Genomic DNA, 22167 nt, shown 5'->3' on the forward strand with positions numbered 1-22167 from the left:
CGACGCTCCAGCGGACCGGCGCAAGACCTGTTCGAGCCAGACCCTACAGGCCGCAGTCCAACGGAAAGGCAGAGCGTTTCATCAAAACACTTCAAGAAGAGTGGGGTTGCGGAATGTCCTGCGGAATGCTCAGAACAAACAAACGCTGGACTGCCAAGATGGCTCAACACCTACAATTGCCAGCGTCCGCACGGGGGAGTTAACTTCAACACACCGATCAGTCTCTGAACATTACTGGGTGCAACCGCATTGGAAAGCACACCTGTTTTTTTCGCTATGCTCTCTCGCGTTGCTTTTTCAGTACAGCGCCAGGTCCGAGCTGACAGATATGGTCCGTCGACTGCCCCCTGTTGTCCGAAGTTCTGATTTGCTGCATCGGGTAATCAAAGGCGCGGTCCAGGGAGCTGAAACCGTGCCCATGAGAGTGAAGCAGGTGATCCAGGTTCCTTTCAGGCGCTGGCCAGGAAGCGGGTAACGTCTTCGGCAAAGCGCTCCGCATACTGGAAGTGGAAGGCGTGCCCGGAATCGGGATAGATGGCGAGCTGTGCATTCGGGATGGCCCTGACCAGCGCCAATGAGTTTTCGACCGCAAAAGCCCTGTCGAAATCACCGTTGGCAACAAGAACCGGAACCTTGATCTCGCCCAGCCTCTTGAAGGCACCGTCTTCGCCCTGGAAGAACTTTCGGGTTGCGATCCCCTGAGCGGCGCGAGTCTGCATGGTCGTTTTCAGCGCAGCCCCGGCCACCGGGTCTCCTCTGCCGATACGGGCAAGCGAGGCCATCCCGGCCGCCTGGCTCGTCTCGCTGTCTGTGTAGAAAATGAAGAGCATGTCGTCGGGGGTGTTTTGTTCCTTACTGGCGACCGCGAGCCAATCTTCGGGAAGGGGGATTGCACCCTTCACTGCAAAGCTCGGTGTGGTTCCGGCAAGGACAACACCCCCCAACCGGTTGCCATATTTGGCTGCCAGGATCTGGGCCGTCATTCCCCCCATCGACCAGCCGAGCACATGCGGGTTTTCCAAATCGAGCGCGTCAGCCAGAGCAACGGCGACGTCGGCCGCCCCTTCCAGGGTGTCGGGAACGCTTCCACCGCTGTCACCCACGCCTGTACTGTCGAAGGTGATGACCCGGTGGTTGGCGGCAAGTGCGGCGGTGAGCGCCGGGTCCCAGTCGGCCATCGCCGCCCGAAACCTGTTGAGCATCAGCAGTGGCCGGCCTTCTCCCTGGCTGCGCCAGGCGATCGGCGTGCCATTCACCTCCGTCACATTCACATCGGCGCCGGACCGGACTTCCTGGATATCGAGTGGCATGTCTGTCTCCTCTGCATAAGCTCACGTCCGTCCTGGACCAGGTGGGTGAGACTGGAATTTAGGGGCGTTTCTCCTTGGCTTTGGATTTTAGATTATGTTTGTAATCAAAAATCGTCAAGTTTAGATTATGGAGATAATCTTAAATTAAGAGGACGGATATGCGGGTCAGTCGTGAAGTCGCTGAAAAAAATCGGCAAAAAGTGGTGGCCTCCTCAAGCCGACTGTTTCGGGAGCAGGGCTATGACGGGATTGGCGTCGCCGCCCTGATGAAGGCAGCGGGTCTGACCCACGGTGGTTTTTACAAGCAGTTCGAGGACAAGTCGGCGCTGGTGGCGGAGGCGACCGAAGCTGCATTGGCCGAAAACCGGAAGAAGTGGCAGGACGTCATTGCTGCATCTGACGACAAGCCAGGTGAAGCAATCGCAAGCTGGTACCTCTCACCACCGCACATCGATAACAGGTCAGACGGGTGTTGCTTTGCGGCACTGGCAGCCGAAGCGCCGCGCCAGGGAGCCAAGGTTCAGGACACCTTCGCGGAGGCTCTGGAAGCGAGCGTCGATCTGCTTGCCGGACCAGACGGCAATCGCAACGAGGCGATGCGGCAACTTTCCACGATGGTTGGCGCCCTGGTGCTGGCCCGGGCTGTTGGCTCTGAAGCGTTGGCGCAGGAGCTTTTGGCGGCCGCAAAACAGAAGCCGTGAGACCGCGCAACGCCTTTTCAATGGTCAATGGCCGGTCGGCCCGGATGAATTAGTTTTCCTGCCACTGGCCTGAAAGCTCGATCATGGCCAACAGCTTGAGTGTATTGCCATAATAGTCTTCATCGGCAATCGGAATGCTGATCATGGCCGACCAGAGAGCGTCCAGCCAGGCTTGATCTCCCTCGGGATCACCGCTACCGGCAATCGCACCAGCAGCAAACATCGCGATAAAGGCGGCTGAGCCGGTGGATTCGTCGTCCGGGATGCTTCCGTCGAGCCGATAGGTCGTCGCAATCTGGAACGGATCCTCTTTCGCCGTACCTCGGATCCAGCGGTTGATCATGGCGAGATGGGCCGCAGCTCGCGTATCGCCTGTCTCAAGAAGATCGAGCGAAAGCCGCCAGGGAAATCTGAGGGCGTTCCAGGAAAATTGGCCGTCGCCGGCCCCTTCCAGATAGAAGGCCTTTGCTGGCTGCGGGTCTTGCGGAAGGCCCAACAGAAAATCCGGCACCAGACCGGTGTTTGCGGCATGGTCCGCAGAGATAGCTCCCCACACCTGGTAGCCGCGGTCACGTATGGAAGTCCAGCGTGGCGACACGTTGCCGGCGGCTTTTGCGAAGAGTGCAAAGCTTGCCGGCATGAAATCGGAAGAGCGGGATGCGTTGGAGTAGTCATCGTCAACCGCCCAGTCGCCGAGGCGCATCATCCCGTCAGCGGTGACCTCGCGCTCCAGGATTGCCTGCTGGGCCTGGTCGAAGGCGTCTCGGTAGCCGCCCCATTTCTCGTCGGCCAGGAGAAGCGCCAGCGCCGTGTCCAGATCGCCATCGGTTGCCGACATGTCGCCCCCGTCCGGGCCGTCCTTGCAGTCGCGGGTCTGGTTCCAGGCCATCAGGCCGGGGGCGGAGGCCGCTTGGTGCTTGCGGTAAAACGACACCATGCCTTCGAAGTTTTTACGCGCTTCAGGATCGCGCGACGCCATTTTGACAAGCGCCAGCATGCCGTACCCGTGTGCTTCGGAAACGGTGAGTGTTCCGGTGGCACTGCCGCCCCACGTCGGCTTGTCGTCACCTGCCGTGTCGACGTAAGTGCCGCCGCATCCCTCGTGCAGATAGGTTGTCTTCCAGTCCGCCCAGAACCTGTCCAAACTTGCCAGACGCTCGGCTTGCGGTTGCGATGGAAACAATGGCCGCGCTTCAACGGGCAGAAGCAGAAAAAGACACCAGGCAAGCGTCGCAAAAAAACGGAACAAAAAATGTTCTCCTTAACAAACGGAGTGCGCCATCCCTTCTACGACATGTCGAACCTGCCCAGAAGCAAAACAGCTTGGGGTGACTTTAAATACACAAACTTTGATCTGTGAAGTGACGGACCACCCGTTTCCCCGAGCGGCTGGACATAGAGACCCCAAGTCATTCTACCCTCCGCTTTAAACCTCCCGTGTGCCTTTCCAGTCTCAAAATCAGAGGCTTTCAATTCAATCAGGACTGGACGGGCTCCTGCTAATCATCCGATCGTCCTGTGGGAAGCCGCCGTAATGCAGACACGTCTCGGTCGCAGCCTCGATGCCCTTCCTGAGAGCCGCCGCGATGTCTCCAGATTTCGCCGATAGGCACCATGATTGCTGACGGAGAACGCGCGCAGGACTATCACCGCGGTTCTGCGTTTTCGTTCAGTTTCGTCAGAAAATAGCTTCGCGTCCGACGAAAGAAGGCCCGGGGACTGTCATGTCCCCGGGCCTTTCAGCGTTTCGGTGTCTTTCCGCTCACATCATGTTGGGGATGAAGAGGACGATGGCGGGAAACGCCAGAATGATGGCAACCCGGGCCACATCCACCAGCAGGAAGGCCCAGAGCCCGCGGAAGATGGTGGCCAAAGACACGTCCTTCAGCACCGATTTCAAGACGAAGGCATTCAGTCCAACTGGTGGCGTGATGTAGCTGAGTTCGGTGACGATGACCACGTAGATGCCGAACCAGATCAGGTCGTAGCCGAGATGGGCGACAATCGGATAGAAGATGGGCACGGTGAGTGTGATCATCGACAGCCCTTCCAGCACACAGCCCAGAACCAGATAGATGGCCGTGATCAGAAGGATCGCCAGGAGCGGATTGCCGATGCCGGTCACCAGCGACTGGATTTCTCCGCCCATGCCGGAAATATTGACGTAGTTGGCGAAAGTCAGCGCCCCGAACAGGATCAGGAACATGCTGGCTGTGGTTTTCGCCGTGTCGTAGAGGGTCTTGAGCAGATCCGCGAACGTCATCCGGCGCTGCAGAATGACCAGCAGAAAGGCGCCACCGGCCCCCATGCCCGCGCTCTCGGTCGGCGTGAAGATCCCGAGGTAGATCCCTCCCATCACGAAGACGAAGAGGCCGAGAGCGCCGACGATGCCCTTGAGTGCGCGCAAACGTTCCTTCAGCGGCAGTTTCGGTTCGGTTTCCAGGTCCACATGGCGGGAGGCAACCGAGATGCGAACGGCGACAACATAAAGCAACACCCCGATGATGCCGGGAATGATACCGGCGAGAAACAGCTTGCCGATATCCTGCTGGGTCATGATGCCGTAGAAGACGAGAATGACCGAGGGCGGAATGAGAATGCCAAGCGTGCCGCCGGCTGCAATCGAAGCTGTCGACAGCGAGTCCGGATAGTGGAACCTTCGCATCGAAGGCATGGCGATTTTCGTCATGGTTGAGGCCGTTGCCAGCGACGAGCCGCAGACCGACGAGAACCCACCGCAGGCAACCACGGTTGCCATGGCCAGTCCGCCCTTGCGATGCCTCAGCCAGGCATAAGCGGCGGCATAGAGATCATTGGCGATCCCCGATTGCACGACGAAGTTGCCCATCATCAGGAACAACGGCAGGATCGACAGCGAATAGGCGCGGCTGTTGTCGAAGAAGGTCTGCCCCAGCAGAGCGAAGGATGGTTCGATCCCGATCAACGCTGCCGTTCCGACCACGCCCACCAGAGCCAGCGCCAGGCCGATTGGAACGTTGAGCAACAAAAGCGCGAACAGGACCGCGATACCGATATGCCAGTCACCCAATGTCTTTCCTCCGAAAAATATCCGCAAGGCAGATGAGGGCAGCGATCATGCTCAGAACCGAGACTAGGTATCCAAGCGGGGCGAGCGGCAATTTGAGTGTTGGCGTGATCCCGTTGTAACTGGCGATCTGGTTGCCGATGATCCACAGACGCCATGAAACCATGGCAAGCACACCAGCAGACACCAACGCCACCAGCCTGGACAGAAGCACTGCCGGAAGGCCATGTAGTTTTTCCGCCACGATATCCACGGAGATGTGGTCGCCATCGAGACTGGCGGCCGGCAAACCGGTGAAAATAACGGCTGCGAGAATGAGTTCCGTCAGTTCCGAGGCGCCAGGCACAGGTGAATTGAACAGGTAACGGCCCAGGACGTCGGCGATCGTCAGGCCCATCATGGCAAGCAAGAGCACGGCGCAGACGAGCGCAATGCCCCTGCGAAGCCAGCGGTCGATGCCGCCGGCTTCCACGTTGGCCAGGCTCATTCGCCTTCCAGCTTCGAGATTTCCTGGAGAAGCATCTCGTAAGCTGCGGCTCCATCGACCCCAGCTTCCGTCACCAGAGCGATATTGGCATCCACGACCGGTTGGAAGCGCTCGCGCAACTGGTCGATTTCCTCGCCGCTGGCCTGATGGATGTCTATGTTGCCCTCCAGGGCCTCCTTGCCGGCCGCATCGGCCCGGTTCCACATTTCGCCGGCGCGGCGTGCAAGCGGCTCACCGAGAAGCGTTGAAATCGCCGCCTTGTCTTCCTCTGGCAGCGCATTCCATGTGTTCTCGTTCATGACCATCATGAAGGCCGTGTTGTAGACGCCACCCTCGGCAACAAAAGCCGAGCTCAACAGGTCGTTGAGACGGAAGAAATTGACGGTCTCCCAGGGAAAGAAGATCCCGTCGGCAATACGCTGGCTGAGCAGTTCGTAGGACTTGGAGGACGGTCCCTCGATGGGAACGGCATCGAGCAACACGGCAAGGTCGTGGGCGACAACGCTGCCGACGCGGATCTTCTGGCCCGCAATGTCGTCGACGCTGTTGATCTCGGAGGATGAGAAGATCTCGCCGGGGCCGTGTGTGTGGACGGCAAGAACCTTGACACCGTCGTATTCGCCTGCCTGTTGCAGCATCGCCTCGTGGACACGCCAATAGGCGACTGATGTGACCACGGCATCATCGCTCAGGAACGGCATTTCGGCGATGGCGGAGGTCTTGAATCGACCCGGCGTATAGCCCTGGACCGTGTAGCCCATGTCCACGATCCCGTTCTTCACCAGATCGAAGGTTGCAGGGGGCGGGGCAAGCGGTGCGGGCAGCATATTCACCTTCACCCGGCCTTCAGTCACCCGTTCGATGTCCTTTGCGAAAGGTACGATCAGTTCTGAAACCTGGGGGTGGGACGGCGGTAGCCAGCTGTTGAGAGTGAGAACGGTCTCTGCGCTGGCGCTGCCGGCAATAAACACGCAGGCACTTGCTAGGAGTGTCGCTAATTTACGCATTTTATTCCCTCTGTAAGGATTTTTGTGAAGGCGTGCCATTTCCGTTGTTTCCCGGATTTTGGCACAAACGGCCGCTAGCGGTTCGCCGCCAGGTGGTGGTAGTCGCGGCTGAAGTAAACGAGCCCCTTTCCGGGCTTCTCTCCCAGGTGGACCGACTTGACCTCACAGAACATGACGGAATGCGTTCCCTGTTCGAAAACGGAACCGATCCGGCAGTCCATGGAGATATTGGCGTCGTTCAGAACAGGAGATCCGGTCTCCAGGGTGGTCCAGTCCCCATAGGAGAACCTGTCGACGCCCTCGACATAGCGGGCGAAGACGCCCGCCAATTCCTGATGCTGGGATGCAAGAACATTCACGCACAGCACCCCGTTGCGCAGAAACCGGTCGTGCACATAGGCCTTGCGGTTGATGCATACGAGAACAGTGGGCGGCGTGTCCGTGACGGAGCAGACTGCCGACGCCACCAGGCCGTGTTTGCCGGCTGGGCCATCGGATGTGATCAGGTTGACGGCAGCGCCCATCCTGCTCATACCTTCCCGGAAATCGAGTTGTTCCTGACTGAGTTCCATGAGCGCTCCTCCTTCTCGGTTAGATATCCAGCACCAGCTTGCCGCGGCCGCGTGAACAGCAGGCGCAGATCTGGTCCCCGTCCTCGCGCTCTTCATCGGTGAGAAACTGGTCGCGGTGGTCGATGTCGCCTTCCAGAACGTCGGTGACGCAGGTTCCGCAGACGCCTTCCTCGCATTTCACCTCGATCTTGACGCCCTGGGCGGCAAGTACCTTGGCGATGGTGTCGTCCGGTCCGATCGTCACCGTGATGCCGGAGGCCCGGGCTTCCACCTCGAAGCTGTCGCCGGTGAGGTCGACATCCGCGCTGAAATATTCCCGGTGGACGTTGGCGCTTGCGTGGCCTGCGGCTTCCGCCGTCGATATGACCCAGTCCATGAAGCCTTGCGGACCGCACACATAAAGATGTGTTTTGGCGGAAGGCGCTGGCAGATCCCGCTTCAGGTCGAGACGCTGCGCCTCGTCCTGATCATCGAAATGAAACACGACCCGGTCTGCGAAGGGAGCGGACGTAAGCTCATCGAAAAAGGCCGTCCGGTCTTTGGACCGGGTGCAATAGTGAAGGACGAAGTCCTTGCCGAGCGCGTGAAGGCGCTTGGCCATGGCAATCATCGGCGTGACACCTATGCCGCCACCAAGGAGGACCGTCTTTTCGGCCGTTTCCTCAAGCGGGAAATGATTTCTCGGGCCTTCGACTTCGAAGGTGGCTCCGATGCTTGCCAATCGGTGGACGGCAGTCGAACCGCCGCGCGAGTTCGGATCCTTCAGAACGCCGATCTCGTAAAACCCGGTTTCAGCCGGATCCGAGCAGATGGAATACTGACGCCACAGGTCGACATCCGGCAAATAGAGATCCAGATGCGCCCCCGCCGAGAATTCCGGCAGATCGTTGCCGGACAGGCGAATGCGGGCGATGTCTCCGCGGTCGTCGATCCTTTCCTCAACGGTCAGATGCAAGGTCTTGGTCATGAATGCTTACCGTACGTAGAGCCCGCCGTTGACGTCCCAGCAGGCGCCGTTGACGAAGGCCGCTGCGGGGGAGGCGAGCATGGTGACCATCTCGGCCACGAATGCCGGATCGCCCAACTGGCCAACCGGAATGTTCGCGATGGCTGCATCGATTTTGTCGCCCAGAACCGACCGCACCATGGGGGTGTCCATCGGCCCGGGAGCAATTGCGTTGCAGGTGACGCCGAACGGCGCCAGATCGCGGGCGAAGATTTTGGTCAGGGTCAGGATCGCTCCCTTGGACGCCGCATAATGGGCGCCTGTTGCCGTGCCGCCGTTTTGGCCGGCCAGGGATGCCATGTTGACGATCCGCCCATAGCCGCGTTCCTTGAAATGGCGGCCGAAGATCTGGCAACCGGTAAAGGTGCCACCGGCGTTGGTCGCAAGGATTTCGTTGAATGTCGCCGGGTCGATGTCCAGCACCGCCTCCGCTTTCGTCCGCGCAGCGTTGTTGACCAGAACTTCGACCGATCCCCAACGCTCGATGCATTGATCGAGGACATGCTGGAAGTCTTCCGGCTTGTTCACGTCCAGGGTCGCGGTCCAGCCGGTTTCGCCGGCAAGATCCAGTTCCGAGGCAAGAGCGGCAGCTTCAGCGCCCGGGTCGACATCGGTGATAACGACCCGGAAACCGGCACGGTGGAGCGAACGGCAGACCTCCTTGCCGAAGCCACGGGCACCGCCCGTGACGACTGCGGTCTGAACCTTCTCGGGCAATGGGGCCGCCATCAGAACAAATAGCTGAACGAGTTCAGCATCCCGTCTGAGTTCAGGAGCTTGACGATCTTCTGCTGGAGAAGAAAGCCGCTGCCACTACGCTTGAGCGTGTAGTACGCATCGCCTGCCCATACCCGCTGACGCCCGAACTTGTCCTCGACAAGGTGTTCTGCTGCGCGAACCTTGATGAGATCGCCGGACATCTCCTCGATCACGATCCGGCTGATCGTGCGGATGGTCCTTGCAGGTGGCGCGGAAGAAATCGAGAAGCCTGCCTTGAAGCGGCCGACACGATCCTTGCGCATCTTGGCGTTGTCATAACAAAGGTTCACCTGATCGGCGTAATCCTCGCCGTCTCCGATCGGCATGATGTAGAGACCATCTTCGGTCCACAGATCGAGCCAGGTGTCGTAGTCCTTGCGGTCCAGGATGTCGGCCTCTTTCCAGAGAAACCCGGTGACATCCGTCAGGACGTTTGCATCTACCATCGTCATCTTAGGCACCAACCATCATTCGTTTCCACATTTCGTAAGCCGCACGCATGCCGGTTTCGGCACTGATGTGACCACGCGGTCCGAGGTCGCCCGGTTCTTCGTCGACCATGCCGCGGTTGACGAGGATCGGAAGTTCTCCGCCCCCCCTCGTGCCGCGCTGGACCCGCTCCCAGACCTCAGCGTCGTCTGGAGAGCCGAAGCCCATCGGGCCCTGGAAATGCTCATGCAGCCGGATACGCATCCGGTTGGCAGCCTGAGGACCGCCGTCCATGCCGATGGCGATGTGACGGATGTCGGTCTGGTCGACGCTGACCGGTGTCAGAACGCGGAAGAACGCGAGGCTGAACGACACGTTCGGGAAGAGGTTGAGGTTGAAACCGGCGCCGCCGACGGCCTTGACGATCTTCTTGACCTGCTCCTCGGAATACCCTTCGGCACGAATTTCCTCGGCCAGCTCTTGGAAGCGTTCCTCGATCGGCTCGTCGAGCCCGGCATCCAGGTCTTCCCGCTCGGGGATCATCATCATGACGGAATGACCGTTCCCGAGGTCTTCGACCCAGCCCCGACCCTTGTCGAGAAAGTCGAACATGTCCTCTGTCGCTTCATCGAGCGACTGCAGGAAGGACTTGTGAACCACCGGGAAGTGGTAGGCGTCGGTGGTGTTCTCGAGCTGCACCTTCCAGTTCATCGGCACCGTGAACTGGTGTTCGCCGAGCACCTTCACCGGGAAGCCGCCACCCTGCTTCATGAACAGGTCGATGTATTTGCAGACCTTCGGGCCGAGGAAATCAACCAGCGGTTCGATGTTTTCGTTGAAGGTCGCGAAGACCATGCCGTTGTAGCTTTCGGTGCGCAGTTTCAACAGGCCGTGCTGCGCCTTGTCGAAGTCGTCGCCATACTGCTCGGGATAGGGCAGGGCGCGCAGCGAGCCGTCGAGGCCATAGCCCCAGCCGTGATAGGGGCACTGGAAGGACGAGGTCTTGCCCTTCTTGACTTCACACACGGTCGCCGCGCGGTGGCGGCAACGGTTGACCATGCAATGGATCACACCCTTGCGGTCGCGGACCACGATGACCGGATCGAGGCCGACATTGGACAGCTTGAAGGAGCCCTTTTCGGGAAATTCGCTCTCATGGGCCACCCAGACCCAGGTGTTCTTGAAGATCTTTTCCATCTCTTCCTGAAAGAGATCGGGATCCTCGTACATTTCCGTCGCGACTTTCGCCTCCTTGTTGGAATAGAGCGCGTCGAGATCGCTGAATTTCGGCATTGCGGCTGTCATCGTTCAACTCCTGTGAGCAGAGGGGATTTCCAGGGCGCGGCCCATGCGGGCTTCGACCGTCATGTATTTCCAAAGGCGGTGGTTTTCCTCGCCCACCTCGATGGTGCGCAGCAGGTTGCAGGCGCTCTGAACGGCTTCGCGGTCGGGAAAATCCACCAGCATGTACCAGGTAAAGGGAAACCCGCTCGTCGCGCCGACCATGGTCTGGTCATCGTCGAACGTTCCGATGATTTCCACGCCCTCCATCTCGTTGATGGAGGACATCAGTTCCTGTGTCGCTTTCCAGACCGGGCCGATCTGATCGAACGGCAAGCTGAAAAAGGTCGGATGATTGTTGAAGCACAACAACGTGCGGACCGGTTTTTTCTCAGTCATTTTCATACCTCTGACGGGTCTGGATTTACGGATATCCGGGCATGGTCGCCTGGTCGAAGAAGGCAGCTCCCGCAGCCGTCCAGGTTCCCTCCGACAGGAAGGCGTGTTGGGCCACGGCGGCGGCGTCGATCCAGCAACGGTTCAGCGAATGCCCGATGTCGATGGCGTTGGAACCGCCAAGCGCGAACGCCATGCGTGCAGCTTCCGCCCCATCGCGCGCTGCCTTCGAGGCCACCATCCGCAGGCGGATGTGCGTGTCGCGGCTGACCTTCTCGTTGTGTTCGAGCTCTTCGTAGGCTTCTTCCAGCGTATCGTAGAAGAGATGGGCCGCACCCAGGTAGACACCGCGGGCCTTGGCGTATTCGGTCTGAAGATACGGTCTGGCTCCGGGAGGCGGAGCTCCGGTCACCGACTTGCGCGACCCGGTCTCGTAAATGTAGTCCAGGGCAGCTCTTGCGGCGCCCAGGGCGACCACCGCCAGCACCTGAGACGCAAGCGCCATGGACGGATAGCGAAACACCTTGTCGTCCATCGCTGGTGCGCCGCCACGGATGAACGTCCACTCTCGGGGCACCACAACGCCATCGATCTTGATGTCATGGCTTCCGGTTGCGGCCAGTCCGACCGTGCGCCAGGTGTCGACGACCTCGATCTTGTCGCGCGGCATGATGGCGATCAGCGGCAGCTTGGTGTCGTTGTCCTCAACCTTGATCCCGGCTCCGGCGAGATCTGCGCCCATGATGCCAGAGCCCCAGGGCCACTGACCGCGCACCTCGTAACCGCCGTCCACGATCTTGGCGGGTTGGGGCGGAAACATGGCTCCGGCGAAAACCGTGTCCGGGTTGGACTTGTAGATCGACTCGTATGTCGCTTTCGGCAGGGACGCGAGATAGGTGGCGGAAACGCCGAAGCTTGCCACCCAACCAGCCGACGCATCGGCGGCCGAGATATCTTCGATCAGCCGGCAGAAATCGGCGGGGCTGAGTGCGTCACCGCCATAGCGTTTCGGCACAAAGGCGCGGTAGACACCCAGTGTCTTGAAGTCATCAACCACGTCCTGCGGGATATGGCGCAACTTGTTGAACTCGTTGGCCCTGTCCTTGATCCCCGCCAGGATGTCTTCTTTGGTTTTTGGCCGTGCTGCCACGGCTCCTACTGCGCTCATTGGTTTCTATCCTCTTGTCGAAACATGGGAAACGTGTCGGCTAACCATTCTGCGATGGCGCAAAGCCGCGCATCGTCCGCCTTGCGCCCGACAAGCTGAAGGCCCATTGGAAGGGAGCCGTCGACAATGGCAAAAGGCAGCACCAGCGATGGATGGCCGCTCAGATTGAACGGCCGCAAAAACCGCGTCAGCGGAATGATCTGGGCCGGGTCCGATGCCGCTTCGAGCGTCGGGGGAACAGTCGGCAGCGCCGGCATGATCAGCGCGTCGCACTGTGTCAGTGCGGCGTCGACAGCGTCGGTGAAGCGGGTTCGAACCGTCTCGGCAGCCCTGACGTCGGCAGGGGTTACGGATTGCGCCTTGGCGACGCGCATTTTTACATCTGGCCCGAGAGGCGGTTCGGCATCCAGCAGATGACCGAAAGCCTGTGCGGTCTCGTAGCTGATGATTGTCATGCCTGCTTCAAACGCGTCGTCGAATGCGTCGAGCGCGATCCGTTCCAGCCCGGGCAGTGCTCGTGAAAGCGTCGCAAAACTGTCGCCGCTCGGGTCTGGATCGGTCGTGACCCAGGCCAGACGTGGCGCGGATTTGCATGTGTCTGTCTTGAACGTAGGGTCGCTGGCCGCCATGGCCTGCGTCAGTGCTGTCGCTGTCCGGGCAAAAACACCGACGCAATCCAGTGAACTGTCCGCCGGATGACACCCTTTGCGGCTGATGCGGCCGAAGGTCGGTTTCAGTCCATAGACACCGCAGCATATAGCGGGTTGGCGAACCGAGCCGCCTGTGTCTGTCCCGACCGCGAAGTCGCAAAGGCCCGCTGCAACGGCAACGGCCGAGCCTGACGACGAGCCGCCGGGGATACGGTCTGGCCAATTCGGATTGACGGGAGTGCCGAAGACGGTGTTGACGCCGGTTACGCCAAAGGCAAGCTCGTGCATGTTTGCCTTGCCGATGATCTTGCAGCCGGAAGCCAGGAGAGATTTCACCACGTCCGCATGATCGGACGGCATGGAGGAGACCGCCGCCGAACCGCAGGCGGTCACTTCGCCGGCGATGTCGATGCAGTCCTTTACGGCAACACTCAACCCATCCCCGCCCAGGTTAAGGCGGCGGATGAGCGCATGCGTCCCTGCGCTCTCGTTGATCATTTTAGTCCCTCTGGTTGCCCTGTTTTTATGGGCATTTGCGGTAATATTACCGTGTCATTGATCTGTGTCAATCAATATTCACGTGAATATTGATATATAGGTTCGTTTGAGGCACTCTCTGTGGCGTTGACCCAAACCAACCGACCGGAGACCGATTAAATGTCTGATGAACGCCTCGCCCTGCTGGAAAAGCGTCTGGCCATCCTCGAAGCTGAAGCTGAAGTGCGGCGCGTCCAATCGCGCTACATGTTCCTGTGCGACACGCCGAACCCCGAATTCGGATGCGACGACGACGCCAAGCGCATCGACCTGATCATGGAGCTGTTTGCACCCGAAGCGGTCTGGGAAGGCGTTGGCGAATATTACGACAATCAGTTCGGCCGCGCCGAAGGCTGGGACGCTGTCAAGAAGCACTTTCAGGGGTTCTGGGGCGGCAAGACCGATCCGGCGCTGATCCTGAACTGCCACTATCTGACGTCCGAGCAGATCCGGGTTGCTGACGATGCCATGACGGCGGAAGGCAACTGGGTGCACATGCAGCCGTGGCTGTTCTCCGACGGCAAGGCTCTGCTGCGGTCGTCCCGCCTGTTCAACAGTTACCGCAAGTGTGAGGACGGCAAGTGGCGGTTTACCCGCAACCGGACGGAAAACGTGTTCGTGGCGCCGCTGCCGGCGACCTGGGCTTCCGACTACCCGTCGAAATCGGTCCTGATGAAGCCGTAACGGACGGCTTTGGCTGCAAGCATCACCCAAAGGCGCCCACGGGCGCCTTTTTTGCTGTGCGCCGGAGGTCACCATGAGACGAGCCCCGGAAAGGCCAGGACAAGCAACAGTATGCCAACCTGCATGGCGATGAAGGGGATGACCGCCTTGTAAACCTGAGAAATGGTGACGTCCGGCACGGTGTTCTTCAGATAGAACAGGGCCATGCCCACAGGCGGTGTCAGGAAGGACGTTTGCAGGCAGATGGCCAAGAGGATCGCAACCCAGGCCGGTTCATAGCCAAGAGACGTCAGGACGGGCAGGACAAGCGGGGCCACGATCAGGATGATTTCCATCCAGTCCAGAAAGAAGCCCAGCAGGAACACGATGCCCAGAATGAAGATCAATGTTCCGATAGGCGGCAAGGCAATCGCATGCAGTCCTGCCTCTATGAGTTCGTCGCCGCCGTAACCGCGCAGAACGACGGAGAAGCAGGAAGCCCCGAAGATCAGCGCAAACAGAAACGCTGTCGTAATGGCAGTGTTCTCGCAAACCTCCTGAAAATCTGACCAGGACAGCCTTCTCGATGACAGTGCCAGAAGCGTTGCCCCGGCTGCACCGATGCCTGAGGCTTCGGTCGGTGTGGCTATGCCGAAAATGATCGACCCGAGAACAGCGAAGACGAGCAGAAGCGGTGCAAGGAGGGATCCGACCAGCCCGCGAAGCATGTCGCCGACTGAACTGTTCGGATCGACAGGCATGGCCGGGGCCAGGTCCGGACGCCTGAAGGCGGTGAAAACCGCGTAAAAAATATAAAGCAGGGCAAGCAACAGACCCGGCAGCAGGGCGCCCCGGAACAGGTCTCCGACGGGGATCTGCAACTGGTCTCCCATGACGATCAGCATGATCGACGGCGGGATCAGGATCCCGAGGCATCCCGTGGCCCCGACGGTGCCGAGACCGAGCTTGTCGTCGTAACCGGCCGCGCGCATGGCGGGCATGGCAATGGTGGCGAGCAGAACCACGGAGGCACCGATGATACCGGTGGAAGCGGCCAGCACGACGCCGATGAGAATGACCGAAACGGCCATGCCACCGGGTACCACACGCAGCACCTTGTGCATCTGCTTCAACAGCCGCTCAGCGACGCCCGATTTGTCGAGCATCATTCCCATGAAGATGAACATGGAAATGGGGATGAGCGAGTAACTCGAGATGCTGTCGAAAATCCGGTTGGCCACGAAGCCGATCATCCGCAAGGATGCCATGTCGGCATCAACGGAAAAACCGTCCAGGAAGGTCCCCAGCGCAGCGAATGCGACCGCGACGCCTCCGAGGACAAAGGCGACCGGGTAGCCTGAAAACATCACCACCAGGAACACGGAACACAGCAGAAAAACGAACAGGATATCCACGGCGCGCTATCCCTTCCGCGCTGGTGACGGCAACAGCGTCAAGATGGATTTCAGCGCAACGGCAATGCCTTGAACGAACAGCAAACTGAGGCCGGCAGCCATGACGAACTTGATGATGTAGCGGGCCGGCAGGCCTGAAGGCATGGGCGAGCCTTCCTTGAGCTTCCAGCTGTATTCAAAGATCTTCCAGCTGCTGCCGGTCACGAACCAGAGGAACGGCAGCAAAAGGAAGAGGACGCCGCAAAGTTCGACGACGGCCCTGGTTCGCGGGCTCATGCGGGCGTGCAGGGCATCGACGCGCACATGGGCGTCGCGCTGGTAGGCCCACGCCAGACAGGACATGACCGCAACGGCGTTCAAATGCCACTGCAGCTCTTCGATTTCGATGGACCCGATATTGAAGACATAGCGGGCGATAACGTTGACGAGGATCGTGATCATCAACAGCGGCAGAAAGAGCGCGCCGGCTTGGCCGACGAGGCGAACCACGCGCTCAAGAAAAATGACGAGGATTTGCATGATCGCTCCAGCTGGATTGCATGGCAGGGATTATCCCTGCCATGCGACAGGTCAGCGGCGGTCCGTCCAGGCTGCGGCGGAGGCGCGGTAAGCTTCCAGGGAGTCCCAGACCCGCTTGAAGTTGGGATCTTTTTCCACCTGATCGGCGATCGTTTCGTCAAACGCTGCATGCAAGGCGTCCAGAACGTCCGGCGGGAAGGACTTGATCTCTACGCCAGCGTCCTCGAACGTGTCGACGGCATCGGCATTCAGCGTGAGCGTCGAGAGAATGGACTTCAGGTTCACCGCCTTGCAGCTTGCTTCGATCAGGTCTTGCTGGCTTTCGGACAGGCTGTTCCACTTGTCCATGTTGACGATGAGTTCGTTCATCGCGGCCGGCTGATGCCAGCCCGGCAGGTAGTAGTATTTGCCGACCTGCTGCAGACCCAGGGTGATATCGATGGCCGGCATGGACAGCTCGGTGCCGTCGATGATGCCTTTTTCCATCGACGGATAAATCTCGCCGCCCGGCAGCAGGACAATGGAGGCCCCCACCTTGGCCATGGCTTCGCCTGCAAGGCCGGCAAAGCGCAGCTTCTTGCCCTTGAAATCGTCGATATTGTTGATTTCGAAATTGTACCAGCCGCCGGCTTCGCTATCCATCAAGCCGCAGGGGATCGTCTTGACGCCCTGCTCGGCATAGATTTCTTCCCAGATCTCGCGGCCGCCGCCTTCGTAAATCCAGCCGGCATGGGTCAGCGCGTCGGGGCCGAAAGGAATGCCGCCGAAAAGCTGCACGGCCGGAAAGCGTCCGGCGACATAAAGAGGTGACGTGATGCCTGCGTCCAGTGTGCCTTGCTGAACGGCGTCGAAGATCTGAAGCGAAGGAACCAGCTTGCCCGCACTGTAGACCTTCACATCCAGAGACCCGTCGGATGAGCTGTTCAACAGCTCACCAAGATACTCCGCGTTAGCACCGCTCGCCGGCATGGTAAGCGGCCAGGCGCTTTGAATGTCGAGGCTCTCCGCACTTGCCGCCTGCGACAGGGAAACTGCGCCGATCACCGTTAGAGCCAGAGCTCCGATGGAACTTTTCAAGGATGACATATTAAACACTCCGGAAGTCAGATGTGCCCGGATCCCCTCGATACCGAGCCTCTGTTTTTCTATTTGTCGGAGAGAACGGTCCGCCGCTCAGCTTGTAAGCGCGCGCACGCTTTCACCGGAGAACAGGTGAACAAAGTGCGCCCTTCTCTCCAATGCCCGGTTTGGTATCGACTGATACCTCCCGCGATGCAGCATTGGTTGCGCGATATCGCATCCTGCGGCTGGATCGGTCGCAAAAGGAGATTGCAGAGAAGACAGGAGCGGAGAGCGCATGCCAAAGCCGCGGCCGCAGATCTTGCATCCGTTTGGATGGCACAATGACGGGATCGGCTGTCCGCAAAAGCGGTTCAGCCAACCCGTTGGTGGTTTGCTGTCAGGCGGTCAGGCGCCGGGCGTCTCAGGCATCCGCTGGAGGGCGTCCACGAAATAGGGCCGAAAGCCTTCCGGATGTTCGCTCATTGGAAAATGGCCGAGTTCATCCATTACCGTCAGAGTTGCCCCGTCAATGGCATCGGTTGTCCGCCGGGCGTCTTCCGGGGTGCAGGTGAGGTCATATGCGCCGACCAGGATGTGAACCGGCGTGGCGCTGGTGTCGATCTGCGGCAGCCGGGCGATCAGGCTTTCGTCACGGGTGTAGAAGCTGAGGTCGCCCCGGAAGACCCCGGGTCCGCTCATCATGAACATCCAGAGCGTGTTCCAGCGCTCCGCATTGGGCGCGTGGGGAGAAATATTCGCCGAGACCAGGGCAGCGCCCATCTCGCCGCCATGTGCGTCCGGACGATGGAACCAGTCAATGTCATACCAGGCCGGCTGAAAGTCGCTCGCCTCAATGGCGATGAAACCGGAGAAGCGGTCAGGATGCAGAGCGGCAAGTTGCAGGGCAATGCGCCCGCCCATCGAGCAGCCTGCCAGCACCGGTCGATCAAGCTCCAGCGCGTCGACCATTGCGAGAACGGTTTCGATGTAGGCCTCTGTTGTCAGAAGATATTCTTCGGTCTCGAACCCCTCGGGCGGCAGGGACTTGCCGTGCCAGGGCATGTCGAGCGCTATAAGCCTGTTGGACGCGTTGATTTCGGTATCGTTCATCAGGTGACGCCACTGACGGCTGTCCGCGCCGGCGGTATGCAGGCACAAAACCGGGCGCCCGCTGCCAGCTTCCTCAAAATACATCCGGTTTTTCCGGCCGCCCACCTCAATGGTGACGTAACGCCCGCATATGCTCTCGATCTTCGCGCTCATTTGTTTCTCACCTCGCGTCCGAGAGCCATGAATTCCTTGAAATACCGGAGGTTCTTGACCAGGATCAGAATGTCCCCGTCGATGCGGGCGCGGCCCATTTTGACCAGGCCGAATATGTCGTGATACCCCGGCTCCGGAATGTCCTGCCAGAAGGCATCAAGTGCCGCGCTGTCGGTCTTCAGTGCAAAGCGCCAGGGCGTCTTGCGGCTTATTCCGGCGCGAATGGATGACACAATACCGCGGTCGAAGTGGATGTAATATTCCTCTTCTCCCACCTGCAGGAGCACGGTTTCTGAAAACAGGCTGCCCAGCCTTCGAAGATGCGCTTTTTCGGCCAGAAGCCGAGCCATTTCCTGCAACATATCAAGCATATGAACCTTCCGGGTTCTCATCCAGTCAGACGCCAGCTTGATCCGCTTGAACGGCTGGATTCAAGGTCGCTGAAAGTATCGGCCGATACTTGGAGATAATGGCAATGTGGGGCAAAAGTATCGAGCGATACTAAACCGCGTCTTGGACTATGCTCCCGCTTGCGGAAACATTGGTTCCCATACCGGCGGATAATGGGAAGAAACACCGCCGTCGTTTGAAGGTTCAAGAGGAGGAACCAATGCGGAATGTCACCATCGAAAACGTCACCGATCTCGTGATCGGCTCACTTGGCGAGAACGGCGAGATCACGGACAGGAATCGTCAGATCCTGTCAGCACTGGTTCGTCACCTCCACGACTTCTGCAAGGAGGTCAATCTGCAGCACCACGAGTTCCTGGGGGCGTGTGATTTCCTGGCGCGTGCTGGTCACGTGTGTGATGACAAGAGGCAGGAATTCATCCTTCTGGGCGATATTCTGGGCGTTGAAGTTCTGGTCGACATGCTCACCAACCGTGTCGGGGGAGCCGAGAGCGAGTCCACAATTCTCGGTCCGTTTTACCGCGAAAATCCGCCTGTTCTTCCGAAGGGGGCTTCCACGGTTCAGAAGCATTTTGACGATGAGGAATCTGTCTATTTCGAAGGCCATGTTCGTGACGCGGATGGCAGCCCGATTTCCGGAGTGATCATCGACGTTTGGGAAGACGCACCGAACGGCCTTTATGAAAACCATGACCCGGACCAGCCGGACTACAATCTGCGTGGACGGTTCATAACCGACGACAACGGACACTATGCCTTCCGTGCCGTTCGCCCTGTGCCTTATCCGATCCCGGACAATGAAACCGCCGGCGAATTGCTGCGCGCGATGGGTCATCACCCGAACCGTCCGGGCCATATGCACTTTATCCTGTCCAGGGAGGGGTTCCGTCCGCTGGTCAGTCAGGTCTTCGACGGCAGCAGCGCGTGGCTCGACGATGACAGCGTCTTCGCTGTCAAGCAAAGCCTGGTCGCTGAATTCAAACCGGCTGGCGATGATTTGGATACGGACTTGCACGTGGAATTCGACTTCACCCTGAAACGGGAAGCCGTCGCGATGGCCGCGGAATAACAACAGCAGCCCAACTTTGGCCCCGGCTTCGCCGGGGCTTTTCTTTTGTCGAGGGATGTGTCCATGTAGGTGGATGAACCGATGGAGAAAAGCTTGAATATCAAGCAAATGGGCTATTTCATCGCCGTCGCTGAAGAACTTCATTTTGGCCGGGCAGCCGAACGGCTGAATGTCGCCCAGCCTCCCTTGAGCCGTCAGATCAAGCAGATTGAGGAAGAACTCGGCGCCCTGCTTTTCAACCGGGGACGCAACGCGGTCACGCTCACCCAGGCGGGGGAGCGGCTCTATGTCCGGCTGCAGAAGATCCTTGCCGATCTGGAGGACACCAAGCTGGAAATCAAGCGCCTTGGCCAGGGCGCAGAAGGGCGTCTTCGGATAGGCTTCGTCGGATCCTCGACCTATGGCGTGCTGCCTACCATCATCAAGTCGTTCAGAGCGAATTTTCCGCAGGTCAACCTGAGCCTGCTGCCCATGAACAATGCCCAATTGCATCGGGCGTTGATCCGGCGCGAAATCGATATTGCGTTCGCCCGTCCGGCGCTGAACGATCTGGAATTCACGACGCGCCATCTCAGCAAGGAAGACATTGTGGCAGCCGTGCCGGACACGCTTGAGACAGCTTCGAACGGCGTGATCTCGGGTGAGGAGGTCGCTGCGAATAACACCATTTTGTATCCCGAGTATCCACGACCGAGCTTTGCCGATTTCATCATCGACAATTTCGAACGCCAGGGCATTCAGCTCACCAAGCGCGTCTTCACCATGGATCTTCAAACCGCGCTCAGTCTCGTTGCCATCGGCGAGGGCATTTGCATCGTGCCGGCGTCCGTTGCCAGCACACGGCGGGTCGGTATCAAGTTCATGAAGATTGGGCTGAAACTGGAGCAGACAGCCTTGTCTCTGAACCATCGGCTGGATGAGCGTGGTGTGCAGGTCAATAAATTTGTCACCATCGCCCAACAGGTTGCGAGAAAGACCATCTAGGGTTTGGCCCCCTGAATGAAAGGGTTTCACCGCGCGTCGTCAGCATGCCTGACCGGGCATAAAGCCCGCTTCACTCACCCGTCCTAACGCCATTTCATCTTTATTTATGGGGCTACATCCCAGCGCCGTTCGGCCCTGAAAACCGGGGCGCAAGCGTCGGAGACCCGGCCCCTTCCAGTCGCTTTCCGGCAAACCTCTCGAGTTCAATTCAGGATCACGACACTTTCGCGACCGTTCGTACCTTGCTGACGGCAGAATCGCGACGGTAGAAGTTGACCTTGTCCATATCCAGATCGACGCCGTTGCCGTCTCCTTGTGGGACATGCACGTGAAAGTCGCCGAACCGGATCGGTTGTTGCAGGATCTCATCGGTGAAGAGAAGCGGACCGAAGAATTCACAGCCCCAGTCCAACCGGTCGGCGCAGGCGAACACATGCAGCGCCGCGGCTGTTCCCAGACCGCTCTCCAGCATGGTGCCGCCATAGACGCCGATACCGGAAGCGTTGGCCAGCGCGCAGACCTCCTGGGCCCGCTTCAGGCCGCCCGACTGCATTATCTTGACGGCAAAGACATCGGCTGCGCGGGCACTTGCAACCTTCTGCGCAGTCACAGGGCCACTCAGAGCCTCGTCGGCCATAATTGCGACGCGGTATCCAGCCGTCAGCTCGGCCATGGCCGCGATGTCCGTTGCGGCCACCGGCTGTTCGATCAGGTCGATACCGATTTCATCGAGACCGGCCACGCCCCACCGCGCTTCAGTCAGAGACCAGGCCTGATTGACATCCACCCGGATGCTTGCCTGATCGCCGAGCGCGGCCTTGATCGCCGCCACATGCTCGATGTCGTGGCGAACCGGCCGTTTGCCAATCTTGAGCTTGAAGATGTTGTGACGGCGCGAGGCAATCATCTCCTTGGCTTCTTCGATGTCCGTTTCCGCCGCGCCGCTGGCAAGTGTCCAGGCGACGGGCATGGAGGTTCGAAGCGCGCCGCCGAACAAGGCGCTCAGCGACATGTTTCGCCGGCGTGCGAAGCCATCCCAAAGCGCCATCTCGACCGCCGCCCGGGCAATGGGATTGCCGCGAACGGATCGTTCGATCATTGCAATCAGCGCGTTGGGGTTGTCCCCATCGGCTTTCAGGATCAACGGGGCAATGTAATCCTGGATCGCGGAACAGATGCTTTCCGGGCTTTCGCTGCAGTAGCTCAACCCGCCAATCGTGGTGCCTTCTCCTGTGCCGATGGAACCATCGGAAAAGCGGATCTGGACGATCACAAACGATTGCTTCCGCATGGTTGTCATCGCAAGGACATGACCGCGAATGGTCGGCACGTCGAGAATGATGACTTCAATCGTGTCGATATGGGGCAAGTGTTTCCTCCGGGAGTGTTTCCCGGAGATTGACCGAATTAGCCCGTTCGATCCATCACCGCC

Annotated in this window: 23 protein-coding genes; 4 read left to right on the forward strand and 19 right to left on the reverse strand. The window is 59.4% G+C overall.

The window, feature by feature from the left end:
* Window positions 1–449: 449 nt before the first annotated feature.
* On the reverse strand, window positions 450–1310 hold the full coding sequence (locus AC2A6O_RS14680) for an alpha/beta fold hydrolase (RefSeq protein WP_498928121.1): 861 nt from the start codon (window positions 1308–1310) through the stop codon (window positions 450–452).
* A 158-nt stretch (window positions 1311–1468) separates the two neighbouring features.
* Here AC2A6O_RS14680 and AC2A6O_RS14685 point away from each other — a divergent pair, with 158 nt between their 5' ends.
* A complete protein-coding gene (locus tag AC2A6O_RS14685; RefSeq protein WP_498928123.1) occupies window positions 1469–2011 on the forward strand; it encodes a TetR/AcrR family transcriptional regulator in 543 nt (180 codons plus the stop codon).
* Between the two features lie 49 nt (window positions 2012–2060).
* Here AC2A6O_RS14685 and AC2A6O_RS14690 read toward each other — a convergent pair whose 3' ends face one another.
* The 12 genes from AC2A6O_RS14690 to AC2A6O_RS14745 all read right to left on the reverse strand — a co-directional run bounded on the left by AC2A6O_RS14690 (window position 2061) and on the right by AC2A6O_RS14745 (window position 13310).
* Window positions 2061–3260, reverse strand: coding sequence for a glycosyl hydrolase family 8 (locus tag AC2A6O_RS14690; protein WP_498928125.1), 1200 nt, complete (start codon window positions 3258–3260; stop codon window positions 2061–2063).
* Between the two features lie 513 nt (window positions 3261–3773).
* On the reverse strand, window positions 3774–5060 hold the full coding sequence (locus tag AC2A6O_RS14695) for a TRAP transporter large permease (protein WP_498928127.1): 1287 nt from the start codon (window positions 5058–5060) through the stop codon (window positions 3774–3776).
* Window positions 5053–5544 carry a TRAP transporter small permease gene (locus AC2A6O_RS14700; protein WP_498928129.1) on the reverse strand — a complete coding sequence of 164 codons (492 nt, stop codon included), beginning with the start codon at window positions 5542–5544 and terminating at the stop codon, window positions 5053–5055. The genes AC2A6O_RS14695 and AC2A6O_RS14700 overlap by 8 nt, the downstream gene beginning before the upstream one ends.
* A complete protein-coding gene (locus AC2A6O_RS14705; protein WP_498928131.1) occupies window positions 5541–6551 on the reverse strand; it encodes a TRAP transporter substrate-binding protein in 1011 nt (336 codons plus the stop codon). Before AC2A6O_RS14705 ends, AC2A6O_RS14700 begins: the two co-directional genes overlap by 4 nt.
* A gap of 74 nt (window positions 6552–6625) precedes the next feature.
* The gene (locus AC2A6O_RS14710; protein ID WP_498928133.1) at window positions 6626–7123 is read right to left on the reverse strand and encodes a flavin reductase; all 498 of its coding nucleotides are present in this window, start codon (window positions 7121–7123) and stop codon (window positions 6626–6628) included.
* A gap of 19 nt (window positions 7124–7142) precedes the next feature.
* Window positions 7143–8090: a PDR/VanB family oxidoreductase gene (locus AC2A6O_RS14715; protein ID WP_498928135.1), complete on the reverse strand. Its 948-nt coding sequence runs from the start codon at window positions 8088–8090 to the stop codon at window positions 7143–7145.
* A gap of 6 nt (window positions 8091–8096) precedes the next feature.
* The gene (locus AC2A6O_RS14720; RefSeq protein WP_498928137.1) at window positions 8097–8846 is read right to left on the reverse strand and encodes an SDR family NAD(P)-dependent oxidoreductase; all 750 of its coding nucleotides are present in this window, start codon (window positions 8844–8846) and stop codon (window positions 8097–8099) included.
* Between the two features lie 11 nt (window positions 8847–8857).
* The gene (locus AC2A6O_RS14725) at window positions 8858–9340 is read right to left on the reverse strand and encodes an aromatic-ring-hydroxylating dioxygenase subunit beta (protein ID WP_209001060.1); all 483 of its coding nucleotides are present in this window, start codon (window positions 9338–9340) and stop codon (window positions 8858–8860) included.
* A gap of 1 nt (window position 9341) precedes the next feature.
* Window positions 9342–10622 (reverse strand): aromatic ring-hydroxylating oxygenase subunit alpha, encoded by a 1281-nt coding sequence (locus AC2A6O_RS14730; RefSeq protein WP_148583909.1) that lies wholly within the window; start codon window positions 10620–10622, stop codon window positions 9342–9344.
* Window positions 10623–10625: 3 nt separating this feature from the next.
* Complete coding sequence (locus AC2A6O_RS14735) at window positions 10626–10997, reverse strand: hypothetical protein (RefSeq protein WP_148583910.1); 372 nt, start codon at window positions 10995–10997, stop codon at window positions 10626–10628.
* A gap of 25 nt (window positions 10998–11022) precedes the next feature.
* The gene (locus AC2A6O_RS14740) at window positions 11023–12162 is read right to left on the reverse strand and encodes an acyl-CoA dehydrogenase family protein (protein ID WP_148583911.1); all 1140 of its coding nucleotides are present in this window, start codon (window positions 12160–12162) and stop codon (window positions 11023–11025) included.
* Entirely contained in the window at window positions 12159–13310 is a 1152-nt protein-coding gene (locus AC2A6O_RS14745; RefSeq protein WP_498928140.1) for an amidase, read from the reverse strand. The genes AC2A6O_RS14740 and AC2A6O_RS14745 overlap by 4 nt, the downstream gene beginning before the upstream one ends.
* 159 nt (window positions 13311–13469) lie before the next feature.
* On the opposite strand from AC2A6O_RS14745, the gene AC2A6O_RS14750 reads away from it, so the two are divergent.
* A complete protein-coding gene (locus AC2A6O_RS14750; protein ID WP_148583913.1) occupies window positions 13470–14033 on the forward strand; it encodes a nuclear transport factor 2 family protein in 564 nt (187 codons plus the stop codon).
* Window positions 14034–14101: 68 nt separating this feature from the next.
* Here AC2A6O_RS14750 and AC2A6O_RS14755 read toward each other — a convergent pair whose 3' ends face one another.
* The 5 genes from AC2A6O_RS14755 to AC2A6O_RS14775 all read right to left on the reverse strand — a co-directional run bounded on the left by AC2A6O_RS14755 (window position 14102) and on the right by AC2A6O_RS14775 (window position 18642).
* A complete protein-coding gene (locus AC2A6O_RS14755; RefSeq protein WP_498928143.1) occupies window positions 14102–15427 on the reverse strand; it encodes a TRAP transporter large permease in 1326 nt (441 codons plus the stop codon).
* A gap of 6 nt (window positions 15428–15433) precedes the next feature.
* Window positions 15434–15946, reverse strand: a complete 513-nt coding sequence (locus AC2A6O_RS14760; protein WP_148583915.1) for a TRAP transporter small permease subunit — start codon at window positions 15944–15946, stop codon at window positions 15434–15436.
* A gap of 51 nt (window positions 15947–15997) precedes the next feature.
* Window positions 15998–17032 (reverse strand): TRAP transporter substrate-binding protein, encoded by a 1035-nt coding sequence (locus AC2A6O_RS14765; RefSeq protein ID WP_498928145.1) that lies wholly within the window; start codon window positions 17030–17032, stop codon window positions 15998–16000.
* A 381-nt stretch (window positions 17033–17413) separates the two neighbouring features.
* Window positions 17414–18271 carry an alpha/beta fold hydrolase gene (locus AC2A6O_RS14770; RefSeq protein ID WP_498928147.1) on the reverse strand — a complete coding sequence of 286 codons (858 nt, stop codon included), beginning with the start codon at window positions 18269–18271 and terminating at the stop codon, window positions 17414–17416.
* Complete coding sequence (locus AC2A6O_RS14775) at window positions 18268–18642, reverse strand: hypothetical protein (RefSeq protein WP_498928149.1); 375 nt, start codon at window positions 18640–18642, stop codon at window positions 18268–18270. Before AC2A6O_RS14775 ends, AC2A6O_RS14770 begins: the two co-directional genes overlap by 4 nt.
* Window positions 18643–18881: 239 nt before the next feature.
* Between AC2A6O_RS14775 and AC2A6O_RS14780 the strand changes: the two genes are divergently transcribed.
* Together AC2A6O_RS14780 and AC2A6O_RS14785 are read left to right on the forward strand one after the other, a co-directional pair.
* Complete coding sequence (locus AC2A6O_RS14780; RefSeq protein ID WP_148583919.1) at window positions 18882–19751, forward strand: dioxygenase family protein; 870 nt, start codon at window positions 18882–18884, stop codon at window positions 19749–19751.
* A 93-nt stretch (window positions 19752–19844) separates the two neighbouring features.
* Window positions 19845–20735, forward strand: a complete 891-nt coding sequence (locus AC2A6O_RS14785) for a LysR family transcriptional regulator (RefSeq protein WP_498928151.1) — start codon at window positions 19845–19847, stop codon at window positions 20733–20735.
* 214 nt (window positions 20736–20949) lie between these two features.
* Here AC2A6O_RS14785 and AC2A6O_RS14790 read toward each other — a convergent pair whose 3' ends face one another.
* Entirely contained in the window at window positions 20950–22104 is a 1155-nt protein-coding gene (locus tag AC2A6O_RS14790) for a muconate cycloisomerase family protein (RefSeq protein WP_498928153.1), read from the reverse strand.
* Window positions 22105–22167 lie beyond the last annotated feature (63 nt).

This window comes from Labrenzia sp. ATLA3 (assembly GCF_057180185.1).